Annotated in this window: 16 protein-coding genes and 1 pseudogene; 12 read left to right on the top strand and 5 right to left on the bottom strand. The window is 66.3% G+C overall.

What is annotated here, in order from left to right; translation table 11 throughout:
* The first annotated feature begins 248 nt into the window (after positions 1 to 248).
* The 5 genes from DY468_RS11150 to DY468_RS11170 all read left to right on the top strand — a co-directional run bounded on the left by DY468_RS11150 (position 249) and on the right by DY468_RS11170 (position 4,957).
* Positions 249 to 1,616, top strand: a complete 1,368-nt coding sequence (locus DY468_RS11150) for an RluA family pseudouridine synthase (RefSeq protein WP_164604879.1) — start codon at positions 249 to 251, stop codon at positions 1,614 to 1,616.
* Positions 1,600 to 2,016 (top strand): hypothetical protein, encoded by a 417-nt coding sequence (locus DY468_RS11155; RefSeq protein WP_246700951.1) that lies wholly within the window; start codon positions 1,600 to 1,602, stop codon positions 2,014 to 2,016. The genes DY468_RS11150 and DY468_RS11155 overlap by 17 nt, the downstream gene beginning before the upstream one ends.
* A gap of 14 nt (positions 2,017 to 2,030) precedes the next feature.
* On the top strand, positions 2,031 to 2,816 hold the full coding sequence (locus tag DY468_RS11160; protein ID WP_164604880.1) for an ATP12 family chaperone protein: 786 nt from the start codon (positions 2,031 to 2,033) through the stop codon (positions 2,814 to 2,816).
* Between the two features lie 69 nt (positions 2,817 to 2,885).
* Positions 2,886 to 4,685, top strand: coding sequence for a flagellar hook-length control protein FliK (gene fliK, locus DY468_RS11165; RefSeq protein ID WP_164604881.1), 1,800 nt, complete (start codon positions 2,886 to 2,888; stop codon positions 4,683 to 4,685).
* The gene (locus DY468_RS11170; protein WP_164604882.1) at positions 4,682 to 4,957 is read left to right on the top strand and encodes an EscU/YscU/HrcU family type III secretion system export apparatus switch protein; all 276 of its coding nucleotides are present in this window, start codon (positions 4,682 to 4,684) and stop codon (positions 4,955 to 4,957) included. Before fliK ends, DY468_RS11170 begins: the two co-directional genes overlap by 4 nt.
* A gap of 1 nt (position 4,958) precedes the next feature.
* Here the strand turns inward: DY468_RS11170 and DY468_RS11175 are convergent, their stop codons facing one another.
* Positions 4,959 to 5,375: a DUF4260 domain-containing protein gene (locus tag DY468_RS11175; RefSeq protein ID WP_164604883.1), complete on the bottom strand. Its 417-nt coding sequence runs from the start codon at positions 5,373 to 5,375 to the stop codon at positions 4,959 to 4,961.
* 278 nt (positions 5,376 to 5,653) lie between these two features.
* On the opposite strand from DY468_RS11175, the gene DY468_RS11180 reads away from it, so the two are divergent.
* Entirely contained in the window at positions 5,654 to 7,186 is a 1,533-nt protein-coding gene (locus DY468_RS11180; RefSeq protein WP_164604884.1) for an acyl-CoA carboxylase subunit beta, read from the top strand.
* A gap of 198 nt (positions 7,187 to 7,384) precedes the next feature.
* Positions 7,385 to 8,242: an SDR family oxidoreductase gene (locus tag DY468_RS11185; protein ID WP_164604885.1), complete on the top strand. Its 858-nt coding sequence runs from the start codon at positions 7,385 to 7,387 to the stop codon at positions 8,240 to 8,242.
* 180 nt (positions 8,243 to 8,422) lie between these two features.
* Here DY468_RS11185 and DY468_RS11190 read toward each other — a convergent pair whose 3' ends face one another.
* On the bottom strand, positions 8,423 to 8,725 hold the full coding sequence (locus DY468_RS11190; protein ID WP_164604886.1) for a HigA family addiction module antitoxin: 303 nt from the start codon (positions 8,723 to 8,725) through the stop codon (positions 8,423 to 8,425).
* An 82-nt stretch (positions 8,726 to 8,807) separates the two neighbouring features.
* A pseudogene (locus tag DY468_RS11195) lies at positions 8,808 to 9,023 on the bottom strand (type II toxin-antitoxin system RelE/ParE family toxin); the annotation flags it as partial.
* Positions 9,024 to 9,414: 391 nt separating this feature from the next.
* Between DY468_RS11195 and DY468_RS11200 the strand changes: the two are divergent.
* From DY468_RS11200 to DY468_RS11215, 4 genes are all read left to right on the top strand, one after another.
* Positions 9,415 to 10,254: a formate/nitrite transporter family protein gene (locus DY468_RS11200; protein WP_164604887.1), complete on the top strand. Its 840-nt coding sequence runs from the start codon at positions 9,415 to 9,417 to the stop codon at positions 10,252 to 10,254.
* Positions 10,255 to 10,321: 67 nt separating this feature from the next.
* The gene (locus DY468_RS11205) at positions 10,322 to 12,055 is read left to right on the top strand and encodes a bifunctional protein-serine/threonine kinase/phosphatase (RefSeq protein ID WP_164604888.1); all 1,734 of its coding nucleotides are present in this window, start codon (positions 10,322 to 10,324) and stop codon (positions 12,053 to 12,055) included.
* Between the two features lie 87 nt (positions 12,056 to 12,142).
* Positions 12,143 to 12,691, top strand: coding sequence for a hypothetical protein (locus tag DY468_RS11210; protein ID WP_164604889.1), 549 nt, complete (start codon positions 12,143 to 12,145; stop codon positions 12,689 to 12,691).
* A 106-nt stretch (positions 12,692 to 12,797) separates the two neighbouring features.
* Positions 12,798 to 13,607: a DUF1295 domain-containing protein gene (locus tag DY468_RS11215; protein WP_164604890.1), complete on the top strand. Its 810-nt coding sequence runs from the start codon at positions 12,798 to 12,800 to the stop codon at positions 13,605 to 13,607.
* A gap of 64 nt (positions 13,608 to 13,671) precedes the next feature.
* On the opposite strand, the gene DY468_RS11220 is transcribed toward DY468_RS11215, so the two are convergent.
* Entirely contained in the window at positions 13,672 to 13,959 is a 288-nt protein-coding gene (locus tag DY468_RS11220; protein ID WP_164604891.1) for a GCG_CRPN prefix-to-repeats domain-containing protein, read from the bottom strand.
* Positions 13,960 to 14,194: 235 nt separating this feature from the next.
* Complete coding sequence (locus DY468_RS11225) at positions 14,195 to 14,596, bottom strand: hypothetical protein (RefSeq protein ID WP_164604892.1); 402 nt, start codon at positions 14,594 to 14,596, stop codon at positions 14,195 to 14,197.
* 321 nt (positions 14,597 to 14,917) lie between these two features.
* Here DY468_RS11225 and DY468_RS11230 point away from each other — a divergent pair, with 321 nt between their 5' ends.
* Positions 14,918 to 18,403 carry an indolepyruvate ferredoxin oxidoreductase family protein gene (locus tag DY468_RS11230; protein ID WP_164604893.1) on the top strand — a complete coding sequence of 1,162 codons (3,486 nt, stop codon included), beginning with the start codon at positions 14,918 to 14,920 and terminating at the stop codon, positions 18,401 to 18,403.
* The last annotated feature ends 105 nt before the right edge of the window (positions 18,404 to 18,508 follow it).

The raw sequence follows: 18,508 nt of genomic DNA on the forward strand, positions 1-18,508 counted from the left end.
ACTACCCTGTGCGTGGGACGGGCGTAGCGTTGTAGCCCGCATGAGCGCAGACATCCGGAGCGGTGAATTATCCCGTGGTCCCGGATATCGCTGCCGCTTATCCGGGCTACAGGCCGGTAAGCGCTGTGCCCTGGTGCGGTGCTTTGGCTTCTTTGCGTCCCGGCCACAGACTACCCCATCCACATTCCGTCCGTGACCGGCGGCCGCTTTTGCGCTAGGCACGGCACGAATTTCCCCCGGAGCATCCCATGAGCCGCCGCGTCAAGAAACCTCTCGCCAAGCGTGGCCCCGACGGCACGCGCGGCAAGCCGGCGCGCGCCGGGCTGGGCGCCAAGGGCGGGAAGCCCGGCGCTAGCGGGGCGATCGCGGGCAAGCCGGGAGCCGGCAAGCCGGGCAGCGCCAAGCCGTCGCGCAATGCCAAGCCGTTGCGCGCCGGTGCGCCGTCGAAGACCTCGCGCGGCGAGGGTGCGGCGCGGCCGCCGCGGTCCGGCGACAAGCCAATTCGGTTTGGGGCAGGGCCGGCGCGATCGTCGCGGCCGTCAGGCGAAGGCAGGCCGCGCCCGGCGCAGCCGGCGCCGGTCGAGACCCGCGAGCGGCCCGAGGCCAAGCCCGACGCGCCGCTGCCGACCAAGGTCGAGACCGTCACCGTCACCGCGGACGAGAACGGCATGCGGGTCGATCGCTTCCTCGAAGCGCGGTTTCCCGGCCTGTCGTTCAGCCACATCCAGCGCATCGTCCGCAAAGGCGAGCTGCGGGTGAACGGCAAGCGTGCCGATTCGAAGGACCGGCTCGAAGAAGGCCAGAGTGTGCGGATTCCGCCGCTCAAGCTCGACACCCCGAAGCTGCCCGGGCATCTGTCCGAGGCCGAGCAGAAGACCCTGCAGACGCTGAGGGACATGACGCTGTTCGAGGACGCCGACGTGCTGGTGCTGAACAAGCCGGCTGGGCTCGCGGTGCAGGGCGGCTCGGGCACGACGCGGCATATCGACCAGATGCTCGAAGTGCTGCGCGACAGTAAGGGCCAGAAGCCGCGGCTGGTGCACCGGATCGACAAGGAGACCGCCGGCTGTCTGCTCGTCGCCAAGACCCGTTTCGCAGCCACCGCGCTGACCGGCTCGTTCCGCCACCGCTCGGCCCGCAAGATCTATTGGGCGCTGGTCGCCGGCGTGCCGAAGCCGAAGCAGGGGCGGATCTCGACCTATCTGGCCAAGGACGAGAGCGAAGAGGATTCGATCATGCGTGTCGCCAAGCACGGCGACGACGGCGCCAGCCATGCGGTGACGTACTACGCGGTGGTCGAGACATCGGGGCAGAAGCTCGCCTGGGTGTCGCTGAAGCCGGTGACCGGGCGCACCCATCAGCTCCGCGCCCACATGGCGCATATCGGCCACGCCATCGTCGGCGATCCGAAGTACTTCAACATCGAGAACTGGCAGCTCCCCGGCGGCCTGCAGAACCGGCTGCACCTCTTGGCGCGCCGCATCGTCATCCCGCATCCGCGCGGCGGCGTGATCGACGTCTCGGCGCCGCTGCCGCCGCACATGCTGCAGAGCTGGAACCTGCTCGGCCTGGAGCACGACCGGTTCGATCCGATCGAACATGCGCCGGAGGAATGACGCCCAGGCGCCGCTTGCGGCGGCGCGCGGCGATGCCGACATGGCCAAGATGAAGCGACCTCACATCCTATTGGCCGCGGTTCTGGTCGTCGGCGCATGCGCCGGCCCCGCCGCCGCGCAGGTGGTGCTGCCGGGGGCGATGCCCTCGGCGATTCCGCCGCCGGCTCCCCCGCCATCGGCGCCGCCGCCGGTGATCACCGTGCCGAAGGTGCCGCAACTCGCCGCGCCGCCGCCGCTCACCCACGAGCGGATCCAGCCGGCGCCGGATCTGCCGAAGGCGCAGCTGCAGCAGCGCGGTCATTTCGGCGACCGGATCTCGCGCTGTCTCGACGAGGGCGCGGCAATGGGGCTCAACGCCAGCGAGCGCGCCGCGTATTCGCGCGCCTGTGCCAATCAGTAGGTCGAGAAACCAGCATGCGTGATCTGTTCGACGAGGTGGCCGGCAAGTCGCCGCTCGATCCCAACGAAGCGGTGCGGCGCACCAGCCGCGCGCAACTGCCGCAGCGGTTCTACACGCAGGCGAGCGTCACCGAGGAGGATGGCGGCTTTGCGGTGCGGCTCGACGGCCGCGCAGTGAAGACGCCTTCGCGCAATGCGCTGGCCGCGCCGGACCCCACACTTGCCGAAGCGATCGTCGCCGAATGGCAGGCGCAGGGCGAAACCATCGATCCGTCGACGATGCCGCTGACCCGGCTCGCCAACAGCGTGATCGACGGCGTCACCGGCCAGATCGATGCGGTGACCGACGACATCGCCAAGTATTTCGGCTCGGACCTGCTGTTCTATCGCGCCGAGCATCCGGAGGAGCTGATCGCGCGCGAAGCTCAGCATTGGGATCCGGTGCTGTATTGGGCCGCGGACACCTTCGGCGCGCATTTCATCCTGGCGCAGGGCATCATCCATGCGGCGCAGCCGGAGACCGCGATCGCGGCGGCGCGCGCGGCGCTGCCGGCCGATCCATGGTCGATCGGCGCGCTGCATGTCGTCACCACCATCACCGGCTCGGCGCTGCTGGCGCTGGCGCTGGCGCACGGCCGGCTCGATGCCGATCAGGTGTGGACCGCGGCGCATGTCGACGAGGATTGGAACATCGAGCAGTGGGGCCTCGACGAGGAGGCCGCCGCGCGCCGCGCCGCCAAGCAGGCGGAGTTCGCCGCCGCCGCCCGGGTGATCGCGGCGCTGGGTTCCCGGAGAAGTTAACGACGGGTTTACGACCCTCGCTTAGTCTGATCGGATTGCGATTTCAGCAGCCGCCCGCAAAGGACAGCGATGGCGATTTCGGTCAATCCGAACCTTCCTTTGGTCGCGCTGCAGGGCGTTACCGCGGACGTGCTGTTGCAGCCCGGGTCGGTGCTGCAGGCCAAGGTGCTGTCGGTCGGCGATAACAACCAGGTTCGGATCGCGATCGGCGGCCAGACCGTCGAAGCCACCACGCAGGTGCCGCTGCAGGCCGGGCAGACGTTGCAGGTGTCGGTGTCGCAGACCGATGCCGGCATTCGGCTGGCGATCGTCAATCAGCCGGTCACCACCACCGCGCAGGCAGCGCTGGCGGCGTCCGGCCCGGCGGTCGACAGCGTCACGCTCGGTCCCCAGGCGATCGTGGTGACCTCGGCGCAGGCGGCGCCGAGCATCGTGCCGGCGGCAACTCCGGCGCTGACGCCGCAGCAGGCCGCCGCGGTCGCGACCGCAGCCCAGACCGCGGTGACGCAGCAGACCGGGCTGTCGGCGCTGTTCGCCAATCTCGGCGCGGTCTCGGCGTCGAGCGCGCTGCCGGCGGCGGTGCGCGAGGCCGCCGCGCAGGTGCTGGCGCAGCAATTGCCGACCGCAGGCGGGCTCACCGGCGCCGACGTCCAGAAAGCGGTGCAGAATTCCGGAATCTTCCTCGAAGCCGCGCTGGCGGCGGGCACGCCGGCCGCGGGCGTTGGCACCGATTTGAAGGCGGCGCTTCTGGTGCTGCGTCAGGTGCTCTCCACCGCGCTCGGCGCCGCGACCGCGCAGGCCGGCGGCGCCACGACGACGCCAGTGCTGCAGAACGGGCAGGGCACTTCGCTGCTGGCGCTCACCGCGCAGCTCGAGGCCGAAGCCAATCTGCTCGGCAAGACCGGCCAAACCACCACCGGACAAGCTGCGGCGCCGACCGCTGCGAACGGCACGACGACGGCGCTACCGTTCACCGCCTCGCCGACTCTGGCGGCCGCGACCGCCGCGACCGCGGGTGCGAGCGCCAGCACCTCCGAGCAGTCGCTGGTGCAGAACGTGATCGCCCAGCTCACCGGCACCGCGACCTCGGCCACGACAACGCAGGCCGAGACCGCCGCATCCGCCAACGCGGCGTCGCTCAGCGCGCTGCAGCAGGCGCTGCAGGCGGATCCGCGCACCGCCGCGATTCTGCTCAAGGCCGGGCTGAACAATCCGGTGCTGCTGTCGCTGCTGCCGGCGCTGACCGGCAACCGGGTCGTCAAGGACGACAGCGGTATCGCCCGCACGAATACGCCGCCGCCGCCGTTTCCCGGCGCGCTGCCGGCCGCCCAGCCGGTGATGCCCGCCCATCTCGACCCGCACGCTCCGCTCGACGCCAATCTGCGCCGGATTCTGACCGAGACCGAGGGCGCGCTGGCGCGGCAGACGCTGCTGCAGGTCGCCTCGCTGCCGGATCGCGCTGACGCCGCGCCGGCGCGGCTCGATGCCGCCCAGCCGCGCTGGGCGTTCGAGATCCCGCTCGCCACCCCGCAGGGAACCGCCGTGGCGCAGTTCGAGATTTCGCGCGACCGCGACGAGGCCGCTCAGGTCGCCGGCGCGTCGGGGACGGTGTGGCAGGCGCGGTTTTCGCTCGATGTCGAGCCCGCCGGGCCGGTGCACGCGCTGATTTCGCTGCGCGGGGAGAAGACCATGGTGCGGCTGTGGGCGGAGCGCCCCGCCACCACCGCCCAATTGCGCGCCGGCGCCGCCGACCTCGGCCGCGCGCTCGCCCGCGCCGATCTGGTGCCCGGCGACATCGTGGTGCGCGACGGCGCGCCGCCCGCGTCACGCCCGGCCGCAGCCGGCCATTTTCTGGACCGCGCGCTGTGACCACAACCGACACCAAGAACCCGCTCGCGATCGCCCTCCACTACGATTACACCGGCGCGCCGCGGGTGGTCGCCAAGGGCAAGGGCGTGCTCGGCGCCAAGATCATCGAAGTCGCCAAACAGCACGACATCCCGATCGAAGAGAACGAGATGCTCGCCGGCGCGCTGTCGCATGTCGAGCTCGGCGACGAAATCCCCGAAGAACTGTACAAGGCGGTGGCCGAAGTTCTGGCCTTCGTGCTGCGGCTGTCGGGGCGCGGCCCGGTGCGTTGACTCAGTGCTGGCCGGCCGGCGCCTTGCCGATCAGGCCGAGATGGGTGAAGCGGAAGCCGGTCTTGTACTTCAGGCCGTAGCCGAGCGCGCGGTCGAAGCCGATATGGGCCAGCCAGATCATCGCCACCGTGCCGGCATAGGGAATCAGCAGCACGATCCCGGCGATCGCCAGCAGCAGCGGCCCGACCGTCGAATGCAGCACGTTGTAGACCACCGCGCCGACTTTCGGCCCGGCCAGATAGCCGAGAAAGCCAAGGTCGGGCGCGAAGAACAGCAGCGCGTACAGCTCCCACGGTGAATCCGAGATCACGTAGAACAGCGAGCAGCCGACGAACAGCGCCAGGCCCTCGGCGCGCAGCACGGTGAGAACGCCTCCGCTCTCCTTGACGGGATCGGCGGTCGGCGGGGCGGCGGTCATCGGTCGGCTCCGTGTGGGCGGCCCCGCGATATAGGAGGGTTCGGGGCAGGGCGCCATCGCGGTTTCGCATCGGGCGGATGCAGATTCAGCGGCGGTGCGCTGCTGCCGCCCGCCCAAGCGTGCAGAACCGGCTTCGGACACGCCAAAAGGGCTAGGCCGGTCCGGTCCAAGGCGGTTTCCTCCCGCGAAATGCCCGTGCTAGAAGGCCTTGATTGTTGCGGTGAAACGGGCAAAACCTCCGCACGCCCAACCAAGAAAAGAAAACCGGCTTATTGATCATGAAGCACATCCTGGAAGCATTGGACGAACGGCGGACGGCAGCCAAGCTCGGCGGCGGCGAAAAGCGCATCAACGCGCAACACTCCCGCGGCCGGCTCACCGCACGCGAACGGATCGACCTGCTGCTCGACAAGCATTCGTTCGAGGAAATGGACATGTTCGTCCAGCACCGCTCGACCGAATTCGGGATGGAAAAAACCAAGATCCCCGGCGACGGCGTCGTCACCGGCTGGGGCACGGTCAACGGTCGCAAGGTGTTCGTGTTCGCCAAGGACTTCACCGTGTTCGGCGGCTCGCTCTCCGAGACCCACGCGGCGAAGATCACCAAGATCCAGGACATGGCGCTGAAGGCGCGGGCCCCGATCATCGGCCTGTACGACGCCGGCGGCGCCCGCATCCAGGAGGGCGTCGCGGCGCTCGCCGGTTACTCCTACGTGTTCCGCCGCGTGGTGCAGGCCTCCGGCGTGATCCCGCAGATCAGCGTCATCATGGGCCCGTGCGCCGGCGGCGACGTCTATGCGCCGGCGATGACCGACTTCATCTTCATGGTGAAGAACACCAGCTACATGTTCGTCACCGGCCCCGACGTGGTGAAGACGGTGACCAACGAGGTCGTCACGCCGGAAGAGCTCGGCGGCGCGTCGGTGCACGCCACCAAGTCGTCGATCGCCGACGGCGCGTTCGAGAACGACGTCGAGACCCTGCTGCAGATGCGCCGGCTGCTCGACTTCCTGCCGGCGAACTCCTCCGAAGGCGTGCCGGAATGGCCGAGCTTCGACGATATCGAGCGTGAGGACTTCTCGCTCGACACGCTGATCCCCGACAATCCGAACAAGCCCTACGACATGAAGGAGCTGATCCTCAAAGTCGTGGACGAGGGCGATTTCTTCGAGCTGCAGGACACCTTCGCCAAGAACATCATCACCGGTTTCGGCCGCATTGCCGGCCGCACGGTGGGCTTCGTCGCCAACCAGCCGATGGTGCTGGCGGGCGTGCTCGACAGCGACGCTTCGCGGAAGGCTGCGCGGTTCGTGCGGTTCTGCGACAGCTTCAACATTCCGATCGTCACCTTCGTCGACGTGCCGGGATTCCTGCCGGGCACCGCGCAGGAATATGGCGGTCTGATCAAGCACGGCGCGAAGCTGCTGTTCGCGTTCTCGCAGTGCACCGTGCCGCTGGTCACCCTGATCACCCGCAAGGCCTATGGCGGCGCGTTCGACGTGATGGCGTCGAAGGAAATCGGCGCCGACATCAACTACGCCTGGCCGTCGGCGCAGATCGCGGTGATGGGCGCCAAGGGCGCGGTCGAGATCATCTTCCGTCAAGACATGGACGATCCGGAGAAGATCGCGGCGCGGACCAAGGAATACGAGGACCGCTTCCTGTCGCCGTTCATCGCGGCCGAGCGCGGCTATATCGACGACGTGATCATGCCGCACGCCACCCGCCGCCGCATCGCCCGCGCGCTGGCGATGCTGCGCGACAAGAAGATGGAAATCCCGGCCAAGAAGCACGACAACATGCCGCTGTAACGGCATCGGCTCGTTCGAGTTTGGAAAAGGGCGGTGATCGCGACACGATCATCGCCCTTCGTGGTTTGAGCTGACCCGAAGCTCCTGGCCTGGCTCATTTGATGGTCCAGCCAGGATACGGATTCAGAACGGCGCAGCCATCGGATCAGTTGTCTGGTATCTGTGCATCTCATCATGCCTAATTGAATTGATGTCCGGATGAAGATTCTGATTTTTGGTTTGGGCTATTCGGCCAGCTACATCGCGCAGCATTTGCAGGGCGCCGGGATCGAGGTGACTGCAACCGTCAGAACAACCGCCAAGGCTGAAGAGTTGGGCCGGCGCGGGATCGCCACACGGGTGTTTTCATCCTCTTTTGTCGATCCACGCATCGCTGATGATATCAAGTCGAGCGCCGCCATTCTGTCGTCGATCCCTCCGAATGAATCCGGCGATCCGGTTCTCGCGTCCTTCACTGGCGCGATCACCAGCGAGTCCAGGCCGCGGTGGATCGGGTATCTTTCGACGATCGGCGTGTACGGTGACCACCTCGGCAATTGGGTCGACGAAACGACGCCTGCGACCTCCGAAAAACCCCGCTCGCAGCTTCGGATCGCCGCTGAGCAGCGCTGGCTGGCTTTAGGCGCGCACGTTTTTCGTCTATCAGGGATCTACGGCCCGGGCCGAAACCAACTGGAGAAGCTCGCAGCCGGAACGGCGACGCGTATCATCAAGCCCGGCCAGGTCTTCAATCGAATTCACGTTGCCGATATCGCCACGGTGGTCGCTGCGTCACTTTCGCGACCGCGGCCCGGTGCCATTTACAATGTCACCGACAACGAGCCGGCGCCGCCGCAGCAGGTCGTCGAATTCGCCGCTGAACTCTGCGGACGAACACCGCCTCCTGAAATTGCTTTCGAGCACGCCGAGCTGTCCCCGATGGCGCGCAGCTTCTATCTGGAGAATTGCCGGGTCCGCAACGATCTGATCCGCACGGAGTTGGGAGTTACGTTGGCCTATCCATCCTATCGGGAAGGGCTCTCGGCCTTGCGAGCGCTCGGCGAGGGGCCAGCCTAGCGGTGCGGAGAGTTTTGAGAGGCGCGGTGGCTGCCATCTCTGCTCTTTGAGTCTCATCGGCTCGTTCGAGCTTGGAAAGGGCTGTGGTCATAAGATCACCGTAAGTGTAGCCTGGATGAGCGAAGAGAATTCCAGGTGTGGCGCTTCCTCCATCTCGCTGCACTGATGCGGGCTACCGACTCAAGCAGCCTTCGACTTCATTGGCTTGATCCGCCTTAGTTCGTCGGCGCTGTTGTCTTCTGCGACTTCCAGATCGTACTGCGCCTGCAAGTTCATCCAGAAATTAGGCGTTGTGCCGAAATATCTCGCCAGCCGCAGCGCGGTGTCCGCCGTTACTGGGGTTTCCTGCCGTGCCAGACGTTCGATGCGCGTGCGCGGTACGCCGCAGGCTGCGGCGACTGCGTAGGGCGACAGGCTCATCGGCAGCAGAAACTCTTCGCGGAGAATTTCGCCGGGATGAACAGGGGGGAGTTTCTTCCTCATCGTGGCCTCGCCCTAGTGATAGATCGACGATCTCGACGTCTTCCGGACCAGTGTGTTTCCAGCGAAACAAGATCCGCCACTGATCGTTGATGCGGATCGAATGGAGATCCTGCAAATCTCCGCGTAGAGCTTCCAGGCGATTGCCGGGAGGGATCGCGAGGTCGGCCAGAGCAGCGGCGGCGTTGAGCTGAAGCAGTTTGCGCCGGGCAGTGCCGAGAAGGTCGGCCGGAAGGCTCTTGGGGGCTTTCCGGTCGTACAAAATCGTCCGAGCAAACTTGCCTCGAAAGCTCTGGATCATTCTCACCAATTCGTATCATGATGTGATACGTCTGGTCAATCCCTCGGCGATGTAGGTTGCCTAGTTTGCGGGCTATTTGCGGGCGGTGTGAGCAGGCAGGAGCCGGCTGTTCAAGAAATGCGCGAGTTCGGGTGCTCAATCTGTCGCGATTGTCCGCGGGATAATTAGTGTTTCGGGCTGTTCGTGCTGCTGGCACGGCGATTGCTTAGTGAGTTCCGGTCAACGACGACCGCCGTCCGAGAATTGCCCAAGCCGGTGTCCGGCAGACAGCAAGGGGACAGCTCTCCCGCTGATCGGAGAGCCGCGGCGTCGTCGAGGCTCCGCCCCGTTGTTGCTCCCCGCTTGTGCGTTCCGACGCGGCCTTTTCAGCAGCAAACGGAGCACGGAGCAGATGTCCTACCTCGCGCCTTCAGAATTCGTCACCAAGATGGTCGACGCCGGCGAGTCCAAGATCCTGATGTCCACCCGTGACACGGTGATCCGCGCCTACATGGCCGGTGCCATCCTGGCGCTGGCGGCGTGGTTTGCGGTCACGATCAACGTCAATACCGGCCAGCCGCTGATCGGCGCACTGCTATTCCCGGTCGGCTTCACCATGCTGTATCTGCTCGGCTTCGACCTGCTCACCGGCGTGTTCGTGCTGGCGCCGCTGGCCTGGCTCGACAAGCGCCCCGGCTGCACGCTCGGCGGCGTGCTGCGCAATTGGGGGCTCGTCTTCCTCGGCAACTTCGCCGGCGCGCTGACGGTGGCTTTCCTGATGGCGTTCGTGACGACGTTCGGCTTTACGCAAGATCCCGACAAGGTCGGCACGGTGATCGGCAATATCGGCGAGGGGCGCACCTTGGGCTACGCGGCGCATGGCGCCGCCGGCATGGCGACGCTGTTCTTCCGCGGCATGCTGTGCAACTGGATGGTCTCGACCGGCGTGGTGATGGCGATGATCTCGACGACCGTGCCGGGCAAGGTGATCGCGATGTGGATGCCGATCCTGGTGTTCTTCTACATGGTGTTCGAGCACTCGGTGGTGAACATGTTCCTGTTTCCGTCGGGCCTGATGCTGCACGCCAAGTTCTCGATCCTCGACTATCTGGTCTGGAACGAGATCCCGACCGTGCTCGGCAATCTGGTCGGCGGGCTCGCCTTCACCGGGCTTACGCTCTACACCACCCACGTCCGCACCGCGGCGAAGCGTCGGATCGAAGCTGCGCCGATGCCGCGCGTCGCGGCGTAAGCTGATCGCCTCCGGGAGCTTTGCCCGGTCCGGGTGAAGCTCCCTTTCTTGGGTCGCAGCAGGCCGCATGGCGCAGCAGCTCACAGTCTCGATCGGGCAGGCGTCGTCGCCGGGGCGCAAGCCCGTCAACCAGGACTTCTACGGCGCGCTGACGCCCGCCGAGCCGCTGCTCACCACCAAGGGCATCGCGATCGCGCTCGCCGATGGCATTTCGTCGAGCGACGTCAGCCAGGTCGCGAGCGAGTCCGCGGTGAAGAGCTTCCTGACCGATTACTACTGCACGTCGGAAGCGTGGTCGGTGAAATCCTCGGCGCAGCGGGTGATCGCCGCCACCAATTCATGGCTGCACGCCGAGACCCGGCGCAGCGATTATCGCTACGATCGCGACAAGGGCTATGTCTGCACGCTGAGCGCGCTGGTGATCAAAGGTGCGGCAGCGCATCTGTTTCACATCGGTGATAGCCGGATCTACCGGCTGGTCGGCGCCTCGCTGGAGCAGCTCACCGAGGATCACCGTGTCCGGATCTCCTCCGAGCAGAGCTATCTCGGCCGCGCGCTCGGCGTCAATCCGCAGGTCGAGATCGACTATCTGGCGGTGCCGGTCGTCCCCGGCGACCTGTTCGTGCTGGCGACCGACGGCGTGTACGAGCATGTCACGCAGCGCGTCGTCGTGCAGATGCTGCGCGATCATGCCGATGATCTCGACGCCGCGGCGCGGGCAATCATCGGCGAGGCGTTCGCCAACGGCAGCGACGACAATCTCACCGTTCAGGTGGTGCGGATCGATGCGGTCCCGGATGCGGGTGCCGCCGATCTGTTCGACCGCGCCGCGGACTTGCCGCTGCCGCCGCTGCTTGTGCCGCGCGCCGAGTTCGACGGCTATCGGATCATTCGCGAGCTGCACGCGTCGAGCCGCAGCCACATCTATCTGGCCGGCGACCTCGAGACCGACGAACTGGTGGCGCTGAAGACGCCGTCCTCGGATCTGCGGGACGATCCAGACGCCCGCAAGCGCTTCATGCTGGAGGAGTGGATCGCGCGGCGGATCGATAGTCCGCACGTGCTGAAGCCATGCGCGGCGCAGCGGCCGCGCAGTTCTCTTTACGTCGCCTTCGAGTACATCGAAGGCCAGACGTTGGCGCAATGGATGATCGACCATCCGCGCGCGGAGCTCGAAACCGTCCGCGGCCTGATCGAGCAGATTGCCAAGGGGCTCTACGCGTTCCACCGCAAGGAAATGGTGCATCAGGATCTGCGCTCCGCAAACGTGCTGATCGATCGCAGCTGCACGGTGAAGATCATCGACTTCGGTTCGGTGCGTGTCGCCGGCGTCGCCGAGCTGGGGCCGTCGGGTGGCGACGAGCTGCTCGGCACGGTGCAATACATGGCGCCGGAATATTTCGCCGGGCAGGGCGGCTCGGCGCTGTCGGATCAGTTCTCGCTCGGGGTGATCGCCTATCAGATGCTGACCGGCCGGCTGCCTTACGGGGCCGAGCTGGCGCGCGCCAATCAGGCGCTGAAATCCCGCAAGCTGCGCTACAGCCCGGCCGCCGACCACAATGAGCAGGTGCCGGTCTGGGTCGACCGCGCGCTGCAACGCGCCGTCAGCCTCGATCCGGCCAAGCGCTATCCGGCGCTGTCGGAGTTCGTTCACGACCTGCGGCATCCTCGGGCCGACTATCTCGACGCCCGGCCGCAGCCGCTCGCCGCGCGCAATCCGCTATTGTTCTGGCAGCTGTTATCGGCGCTGCTTGCCTTGATCGTCGTAGCGCTGCTGGCACGGCTGCACGGCAGCTTCTGAGCGATTGCGCCGCGTCTGGAGCGATATTGAACAGGCTGCGGTTCTCGGGCAAGCTTCGCCGGCTTCAATCATCCGGGCTCATCGTTCATGCTCCGCATTGCCGTTCTGTGCCTGATCGCGACGTTTGCCGCCGCCGGCGTCGCGCGCGCCGCCGACACCGAAAAGCTGCTGCTGCAATCGCCCAAGGGCTTCAAGGTGGCGGCCGAAGCCAGCAACGCCAAGGAAAGCACGACGGTGCTGGTGCCGGGCAGCGAGAATATCGCCAGCGCCAGCACGCGGATCACGGCGCAGACGCTGTTCAAGCAGACCGACCAATCACCCGAGGCGTTTCGCGAGGCGAGCCAGAAGAAGGCCGCGGCGGAGTGCCCCGGCGCGCGGTTCGCGCAGCTCCGGCACGGCAATGAAAACCTGTATCCGATGGTGATGTGGAGCGAGAGCTGCCCACAGGCCAAGGTGGCCGGCAAGCCGGCGCTGACCTGGTGGAAGGCGGTGCAGGGCCGCGAGAATTTCTATGCGCTGCGGATGACCGCGGCCGCCGAGCCGGATGCCAAGCAGCGCAAGCTGTGGACTCGGTTCTTCGAGGTGACGCGCGTCTGCGACAGCCGCGTGCCCGGCCAGCGCTGTACGACCAAATAACCGGGCGGGCGGCCGGCCGATCGGGTGCGGCTTTGATGCCGGACATGGCGAGGTCATCATCGGCGGCCTATAAGGTCGTCACCGGGGCAAGGACGCGTGCATCGACATGACTGTACCGTGGCATCTCGTCGCGCTGGCTTTCGCCGTCTGCCTCGTCGTTGCGGCGCCCGGGTTCCGGCGGGTCTATTACTTCGTCAGCCTGTGCTATGCGGGCGCGATCGCGGCGCAGAGCCTGGTGTTCGCGCTGCTGTTCGCCACCACCATCTCCGGCTGGGTGACGCTGCAGCTTCTTCTGCTGCTGGTGTACGGCGTGCGGCTCGGCGCTTTCCTGGCGGTGCGCGAACGCAATCCCGCCTATGCGGCAGAACTCGCCCGCGCCGAGCGCCGCACCGCCGAGCTGAAGCTGTGGCACAGAATCGCGATCTGGCTCGGCGTCAGCCTGCTGTTCACGCTGCTGTTCCTGCCGGCGTTGCTGACGTTGTCGCTGCAGGCCGAGGGCGTGTGGCCGGTGTCGACGCCGCTCGGCGTGATGATCATGGCGGTGGGGCTGTGGGTCGAGAGCCTCGCCGACTGGCAGAAGTATCGCTACAAGGCCGAGCACCCGGCGCATTATTGCGACACCGGGCTGTATCGCCTGGTGCGTTGCCCGAACTATCTCGGCGAGATGGTGTTCTGGTTCGGCGTGTGGTTCTCGGGCCTGTCGGCCTATGGCTCCGGCGCGGCCTGGGCGCTGTCGCTGCTCGGGGTGCTGTACATTCTGGCGCTGATGACGGCCGCATCCGCTGGGCTCGAGCGCAAGCAGGATGAACGCTACGGCGATCGGCCGGACTATCAGGAGTATGTTCGGAACGTGCCGATCCTGTTTCCCTGGGTGCCGCTCTACACCTTGCGCAAGCTGCTGATCCGGTTTCGCTGAACTCGGCCGGACGCACAAAAAAGCCCCGCGCGAGCGGGGCTTTTCGTGAGCGACGCGAGGCCGATCAGAACCGGCGGAAGCAGCGGCCGTGACGCCAGGCGTAGCCGGGCGGGCAGGCGCGGGGCGCGACGACGCGCGGCGGCACCACGACCGGACGGCCATAGCCGGGGCGGGCATACATCGGACGGCAGCGGCCCATCGGACCACGCGCCCAGCCCGGACCGCAGCCCTGCGCGACCTGGATCACGTCGCCGGAATTGGCGGCGCCGAGGGGAGCCAACGGCATCGCATTGGCTGCACCGGCTCCGACCAGCGTGGCTGCGAACAATGCTGCGGCAAAGATCTTCTTCATCTGTTGGCTCTTCCCTTCACTGCCAGATAAACGGCGCTGTCATCATCGCGCGCGCCTCCTTCGAGTCGAAGTCGACGTGTGCGTTCTGTTCGTCCCCAGGATGCATGTACCCGATTCGGTCTGAACACGGCATGAATGCGGCGGGGCCGCATTGCACGCAGGCGTACATGACAAAGCGGCGGACGACATGTGCCATCCGCCGCTTCATCGATTCGTTGCTGCGGTCCGTAGGCAGTTAGTTGGTGTTGGCGTTGCTCGGCGCGGCACGGGGTGCAGGGGCGGCGCCCGTGGTCATGCCGGTCTGCGCATTGGGATCGCTGCTGCGCGGCGTGACATCGCGAACGCCCGGCGGCACGGGCGGCGCATTGTTGTTCGCGTCGGTTTGGTTAGGCTGGGGCGAAGTCTTCGTTGCGACAGAGGGATTGGTCGGGCCGCCGACCGGCCCGCCCATCCCGTACAACACCGCTGCGAACACCATCACGATTGCGATGGCGAACAGTGCCAAACGACCCGATGTCACTCGGCCTTCGCGCATGTCCGGTTCAACCTGCAACTGCGTATCGAGCTGAGAGGGGGAGCGAGGATCGTTGGGTTCGACGTCGCGCCGGGACAGATCGTCAGGATTGTGTCGCGCCATGGAATCCTCCTTTCGGCTCCTCCACCAATCCGTCTCCGCACCTTCCGTTCCCGCTATCGACCGGTTCCGTGCCGAATCGACTTCGTCTCCTGACGCTGTGTTGCGGTGCGGTGGACACGATCGTTCGCCGAGCAGCCATTCGACGGCACTTTGTTGGCTACAGGCCACGGTTTCGAGACATCAAAATGCGAACAGGCGGAATGCCTTGAGCGCGCGGCTTTTTGTGATGCGCCGGGCGGAAAAACCAGCTTAGACTGTTTCGAAACAGACCGCTTCAGCGGCCGAATGGCCTCGCGGTCCAATGCCTTATGCGAGGGCCGGATGGGAATCGACCAGGGACCGATCAGTCTCGATCAGAAATACACGCAGCACTCGGGCCACGTTTTTCTCACCGGCATCCAGGCGCTGGTGCGGCTGCCGATGGCGCAGGTCCGGCGCGACCGCGCGGCCGGCCTCAACACCGCCGGCTTCGTCACCGGCTATCGCGGCTCGCCGCTCGGCGGTTATGATCAGCAGCTCCATGCCGCTCGCCATCATCTCGAACAGTACAACGTCAAATTCCAGCCGGGCGTGAACGAAGACCTCGCCGCCACCGCGATCTGGGGCACGCAGCAGCTCAATCTGTCGCCCGGCGCCAAGTACGACGGCATCACCGGCATCTGGTACGGCAAGGGGCCGGGCGTCGATCGGTGCGGCGACGTGTTCCGCCACGCCAACGCCGCTGGCTCGGCCAAGCACGGCGGCGTGCTGTGCCTCGCCGGCGACGATCACGGCGCGAAGTCGTCGACCGTGCCGCATCAGTCTGACCACGCCTTCATCGCCGCGTTGATGCCGTATCTTTACCCGTCGTCGATCCACGAGATGATCGAGATGGGGCTGCTCGGCATCGCGATGTCGCGCTATTCCGGCTGCTGGGTCGGCATGAAGGTGATCACCGAGACAGTGGAGACCACCGCGGAGATCAATCTCGCCGACGAGATGACGCCGTTCGTGATCCCGACCGACTTCGAGATGCCGCCGGGCGGACTCAATCTGCGCTGGCCGGACGACCGCTACGATCAGGACCGCCGGCTGCAGGACTACAAGGGCTTCGCCGCGATCGCGTTCGCCCGCGCCAACAAGGTCAACCGCATCACCATGGATTCGCCGAACGCGCGGTTCGGCATCATGGCGTCGGGCAAGAGCTACGAGGACGTGCGCCAGGCGCTGCGCGAACTCGGCATCGACGAGCAGGTCGGCGCAAAGATCGGTCTGCGCCTGTACAAGATCGGCATGCCGTGGCCGCTGGAGCCCGAAGGCGTGCAGCAGTTCGCACGCGGGCTCGAAGAGATCTTCGTCGTCGAAGAGCGCCGCGAGATCGTCGAGAACCAGGTCAAGCAGCTGCTGTTCGGAATGCGCGACCGGCCGCGCGTGATCGGCAAGATGGACGACCGCAACCATCGTTTCCTGCCGTTTGCCGAGGAGCTGAGCGTCGCCAAGGTCGCCACCTCGATGGTTGACCGGCTGCTGGCGATGGAGATCGATCCGACGATCGCCGAGATGCTGCGCGCCAAGGCCGACTGGTTCCACGGCCGCGACGCCTCGCAGGTGCAGTCGGTGGTGCCGATCGCGCGCACGCCGTATTTCTGTTCGGGCTGTCCGCACAACACCTCGACCAAGGTGCCCGAAGGCAGCCGCGCGCTCGGCGGCATCGGCTGTCACTTCATGTCGCTATGGATGGATCGCTCGACCGAGACCTTCACCCATATGGGCGGCGAGGGCGTGCCGTGGACCGGCATCGCGCCGTTCACCGACGAGAAGCACATCTTCGCCAATCTCGGCGATGGCACCTACTTCCATTCCGGCAGCCTCGCGATCCGGCAGTCGATCGCCTCGAAGGCCAACATCACCTACAAGATCCTGTACAACGACGCGGTCGCGATGACCGGCGGTCAGCGTCACGACGGCGATCTGTCGCCGCAGCAGATCACCTACCAGCTGCATTCCGAAGGCATCCGCGAGATCTATCTGGTCTCTGAAAATCCCGAGGCCTATCCGGCCGACACCATCGCGCCGGGCGTGCATCTGCGCCACCGCGACGAGCTCGATGCGGTGATGAAGGAATGCCGCGAGATCAACGGCACCTCGGCGATCGTGTTCGTGCAGACCTGCGCGGCGGAAAAGCGCCGGCGCCGCAAGCGCGGCCTGATGGAAGATCCGGCGCGCCGGGTGATGATCAACGCCGCGGTATGCGAAGGCTGCGGCGATTGCTCGGTGCAGTCGAACTGCATTTCGGTCGAGCCGCTGGAGACCGAGCTGGGCCGCAAGCGCGCCATCAACCAGTCGACCTGCAACAAGGACTACTCCTGCCTCAAGGGCTTTTGCCCGTCGTTCATCACCATCGACGGCGGCAAGCTGCGTAAACGCGCGGCGGTCGATCTCGGCGATCTCGGTTCGTTGCCGGAGCCGGCAACGCGGCCGGGGCTGAATAAGCCGTACAACGTCGCGGTCGGCGGCGTCGGCGGCACCGGCGTGCTGACGATCGGCGCGCTGCTCGGCATGGCCGCGCATATCGAGGGCAAGGCGTCGATGATCCTCGACATGTCGGGCCTGGCGCAGAAGGGCGGCGCGGTGCTCAGCCACGTCCGGCTGTCGGACAAGCCGGAGGACGTCACCTGTTCGCGGATCGTCACCGGCACCGCCGACGTGCTGATCGTCGCCGACGAGGTGATGGCGATCTCCAAGGAGACGCTGTCGCTGTGCGAAGCCGGCCGCACCCACGGCGTCGTCAATACCCATCTGATCCCGATCGCCGACTTCATCCGCAACCGCGACTTCGATTTCCAGACCCGCAAGGTCAACAGCGTGCTCGAAGCGGCGCTGCGCAAGGACTCGGCGTTCCTGGACTTCACCAAGGCGGCCGAGACGCTGCTTGGCGACTCGATCGCCACCAACATGATGATGATGGGCTTCGCCTATCAGCAGGGTCTGCTGCCGCTGTCGGCGACTGCGATCGAGCAGGCGATCGAACTCAACGGCGTGTCGATCAAGATGAACACCCAGGCGTTCCGGCTCGGCCGGCTCGCCGCCGCCGATCCGGCACGGCTGGCCTCGCTGTTGCACGGCGCCGATCATGCGACGGTCGGCAAGACTCAGGGCGAGATGTCGCTTGACGAGATCATCGCGCATCGCAGCGCGCTGCTCACCTCGTATCAGGGCAAGCGGCTCGCCAAGCGCTACGCCGACCTGGTCGCCAAGGTGCGCAGCGCTGCGGAGGCCGGCGGCTACGGCGAGGCGCTGCCGCGCGCGGTGGCGCTGAACTACGCCAAGCTGCTCGCCTACAAGGACGAGTACGAAGTGGCGCGGCTGCTGACCGAGCCGGGCTTCGAACAGCAGATCCGCGACCAGTTCGAAGGCGACTACAAGATCAGCTTCAACCTCGCGCCGCCGATCCTGCCCGGCATCGATCTCACCGGCCGGCCGAAGAAGCGGCAGTTCGGCGAGGCGATGCGGCCGGTGTTCCGGACGATGGCGAAGTTCAGCTTCCTGCGCGGCACGCCGCTCGATCCGTTCGGCTATCACCCGGAGCGCAAGCTGGAGCGGAAGTTGATCGCCGACTACGAGGCGGATGTCGCCAGCGTGCTGCAGCATCTGTCGCCGGCGACGATCGACACCGCGGTGGAGTTGCTCGCGATGCCGGACCGGATTCGCGGCTACGGCCCGATCAAGCAGAAGTCGGTGGACGACACCGCGCCGCGGTTCGCCGAACTCCGCGCCAATCTGCGCGACCCGCAACCCGCTCCGCCACGGCAGATGGCGGCGGAGTAGGTCGGCCAACATCCTCTCCACGTCATTGCGAGGAGCGCAGCGACGAAGCAATCCAGCAGCCTGGTGCATTGGGCCTTGGATTGCCTCGCTTCGCTCGCAATCACG

Origin of the sequence: Rhodopseudomonas sp. BR0M22, assembly GCF_010907035.1 — a bacterium.
Classification (GTDB): Bacteria; Pseudomonadota; Alphaproteobacteria; order Rhizobiales; family Xanthobacteraceae; genus Rhodopseudomonas.

Excerpts from the sequence above, each read along its gene's own strand:
- DY468_RS11150 (WP_164604879.1), top strand. The coding sequence starts at position 249 with ATGAGCCGCCGCGTCAAGAAACCTCTCGCCAAGCGTGGCCCCGACGGC.
- DY468_RS11155 (WP_246700951.1), top strand. The coding sequence starts at position 1,600 with ATGCGCCGGAGGAATGACGCCCAGGCGCCGCTTGCGGCGGCGCGCGGC.
- DY468_RS11160 (WP_164604880.1), top strand. The coding sequence starts at position 2,031 with ATGCGTGATCTGTTCGACGAGGTGGCCGGCAAGTCGCCGCTCGATCCC.
- fliK (WP_164604881.1), top strand. The coding sequence starts at position 2,886 with ATGGCGATTTCGGTCAATCCGAACCTTCCTTTGGTCGCGCTGCAGGGC.
- DY468_RS11175 (WP_164604883.1), bottom strand. The coding sequence starts at position 5,375 with ATGACCGCCGCCCCGCCGACCGCCGATCCCGTCAAGGAGAGCGGAGGC.
- DY468_RS11180 (WP_164604884.1), top strand. The coding sequence starts at position 5,654 with ATGAAGCACATCCTGGAAGCATTGGACGAACGGCGGACGGCAGCCAAG.
- DY468_RS11185 (WP_164604885.1), top strand. The coding sequence starts at position 7,385 with ATGAAGATTCTGATTTTTGGTTTGGGCTATTCGGCCAGCTACATCGCG.
- DY468_RS11190 (WP_164604886.1), bottom strand. The coding sequence starts at position 8,725 with ATGAGGAAGAAACTCCCCCCTGTTCATCCCGGCGAAATTCTCCGCGAA.
- DY468_RS11200 (WP_164604887.1), top strand. The coding sequence starts at position 9,415 with ATGTCCTACCTCGCGCCTTCAGAATTCGTCACCAAGATGGTCGACGCC.
- DY468_RS11205 (WP_164604888.1), top strand. The coding sequence starts at position 10,322 with ATGGCGCAGCAGCTCACAGTCTCGATCGGGCAGGCGTCGTCGCCGGGG.
- DY468_RS11210 (WP_164604889.1), top strand. The coding sequence starts at position 12,143 with ATGCTCCGCATTGCCGTTCTGTGCCTGATCGCGACGTTTGCCGCCGCC.
- DY468_RS11215 (WP_164604890.1), top strand. The coding sequence starts at position 12,798 with ATGACTGTACCGTGGCATCTCGTCGCGCTGGCTTTCGCCGTCTGCCTC.
- DY468_RS11220 (WP_164604891.1), bottom strand. The coding sequence starts at position 13,959 with ATGAAGAAGATCTTTGCCGCAGCATTGTTCGCAGCCACGCTGGTCGGA.
- DY468_RS11225 (WP_164604892.1), bottom strand. The coding sequence starts at position 14,596 with ATGGCGCGACACAATCCTGACGATCTGTCCCGGCGCGACGTCGAACCC.
- DY468_RS11230 (WP_164604893.1), top strand. The coding sequence starts at position 14,918 with ATGGGAATCGACCAGGGACCGATCAGTCTCGATCAGAAATACACGCAG.